General features: G+C 72.1%; 2 protein-coding genes. Both read left to right on the forward strand.

Going from position 1 to position 2,109, the window contains the following annotated elements:
• Positions 1-109: 109 nt before the first annotated feature.
• Positions 110-793 carry a hypothetical protein gene (locus AC4IJH_RS43425; RefSeq protein ID WP_330269907.1) on the forward strand — a complete coding sequence of 228 codons (684 nt, stop codon included), beginning with the start codon at positions 110-112 and terminating at the stop codon, positions 791-793.
• Between the two features lie 318 nt (positions 794-1,111).
• Positions 1,112-1,927, forward strand: a complete 816-nt coding sequence (locus tag AC4IJH_RS43430) for a hypothetical protein (protein WP_330269904.1) — start codon at positions 1,112-1,114, stop codon at positions 1,925-1,927.
• The last annotated feature ends 182 nt before the right edge of the window (positions 1,928-2,109 follow it).

Genomic DNA, 2,109 nt, shown 5'->3' on the forward strand with positions numbered 1-2,109 from the left:
CCCCCCCCCCCCCCCCCCCCCCCCCCCCCCCCCCCCCCCCCCCCCCCCCCCCCCCCCCCCCCCCCCCCCCCCCCACGCCGCCCCCCGAATACCGTTGAGGACTTCCGCCGTGCACAACCCCCCGGCCTACACCGCCAAGATCACCGACTATGACCGCAGCGTCTCCACCCGCACGTACAGCGCCATCGAGGCCGATGCCCTGATTGCCGCCGCACTCTGTGACGACGACGAGGTCAGCCCCGACGCTGACCGCTCGGGCCGCATCACCGTCACCCGCGTGATCACCGGACGCCGCAGCGCCCTGGACGCCGAGCGGGTCACGCTACGGCGCACCGTCCGGCTGGAACCGGTGTGCGCGCCGCGTCGGCTGACGGCTCGCCAGTACGAGGACCTACGGCTGATCCGGGAACGCGAAGCGACCCCCGGCGCCGCCCTGGCGAACGGATGCGTCCGGGTCGGGGTCGTGTCCATCCCGGCGGCCGCCACCAGGCGTCTCCTGGAGCGCGGTTGGCTCACGGTCGAGCCGGACGGCACCGCGTCCGTCTCATACGCGGGCCGGGTGGCGATGACGCTGCACGAGCACCGCGCAGAGACCGGCTACATGGGCACGGACAAGTGGGTGGTCGACGCGTTCGGCGTCGGCGAATGGCAGATCGGAGAGCCCCTGTACCTGTCCCGCTGCTCCTGCGGATACCGCGCCGAGGGCCGCTTTGAAGTCCGGGCGATGGCACAGCAGGCGTCCCGCAGGCACCGACTTGAGCACCTGCGAGCCGTGTTCGACCTGACCACCTGACCCACCGCGCCCGCTATCCGGCCGGTGGGGCGGCGGGCGCCGGCCGGTGCAGGGGAGCGGCAGCGGTGGGCGGTTTACGTGACCGGCCGTCGCCCGGCCGGCCCTGGTGTCGTGGTGCTGAAAAGCGGCTGGCAAGGAGGGGGGTCGGCCCGGCCTGGAGGGAACGCGCGGCACCGCGAGAAATCCGGGAAAAACCCTGGTCAGACCCCCTTTCCCGCTTCCGTTTCCGGCCTAATGCTGGTAATGTTGTCCTTGTTGGAAGGGGGTGGCACCCCGACCGACACCACCACTCGAAACCCGAGCCACCCGGAGGTCACCATGGCCGTCATCGACGCCGCGTTCTACCCGCTGATCGTCACCAACCGGCCCACCGACTCCCTGTACCGCCAGCCCCCAGCAGGTACCGACATGGGCGGGGTCCGTCTGTGCCCGATTGCCGACGTCCGCCCTGGTGACTGGGTGCTCGGCGAGTTCGAGCGCCCCCTGAACCCGAACCGGCTCGACACCCTCATGCAGAGCGTCGCGTGTTTCCCCGCTCTGCCCGCCGCGCTGAACGGATACATCGCCCTGGATGGCCAGTCGGACGTGTGGCACGACGAGGAAACGGTGCTGATCATCCCCCGCGAGTACATCCCTGGAGACACCTACGCCGATCGCTCCGGCGGATACCGCCCCGGTGACCGGGTGGAGCGCACTTTCATCTACGACCCGATGCACGACGACGCCCGGGACAAGGTGGGGCAGGCGCGCCCCGTGATCCAGCGCGGCACCGTCACCTCCGTCGAGGGCGACGCGTTCACCGTGGCGTGGTCGGGGCGCTGGGTCAACGGCCGCTCCGAAGAGGCCGCCATGCGCCTGGCCGACCCGGTGGCCATCGCGCGTGAGCGCGCCGTGTACGGCTTCGCTGTCGGCGACACCGTCACCACCGAGGGCAGCCACGCGACCGGTGTCGTGCTGGAACTGTGGTTCCACCACTGGGCCGGGGTGCCGATGGCCCGTGTCTACTGGCCGGGCAGCCCCTGGAGCAACTACTGCTCGTACGACTTCGCGCCCACCAGCCGATACAGCCACAAGGTCCCGGAGAACACCTACGACGTCACTTCCCGCATGGACTACCCCATGCCCACCGCCTGACGCTCCTTCTCGCCGCGCCCGGGGGCCGCGCTCCGGGTGCGGCGGGGGCGCCGGTCTGCTGTCGGTGGTGGGGCCGGCCGCGCGCCGAGCGGGTTTTGCACTGTCGGGGGCGACGGTCGCGCCGTGGTGGTCGAGGCCGTCGCGCGGCGCCGTCGTGCGGCACCCGGCCCGGGGGGCCGGGT

The organism is Streptomyces sp. UF-297 (assembly GCF_058245575.1).

Coding starts and splice junctions, on each gene's coding strand:
- AC4IJH_RS43430 (WP_330269904.1), top strand. CDS start 1,112: ATGGCCGTCATCGACGCCGCGTTCTACCCGCTGATCGTCACCAACCGG.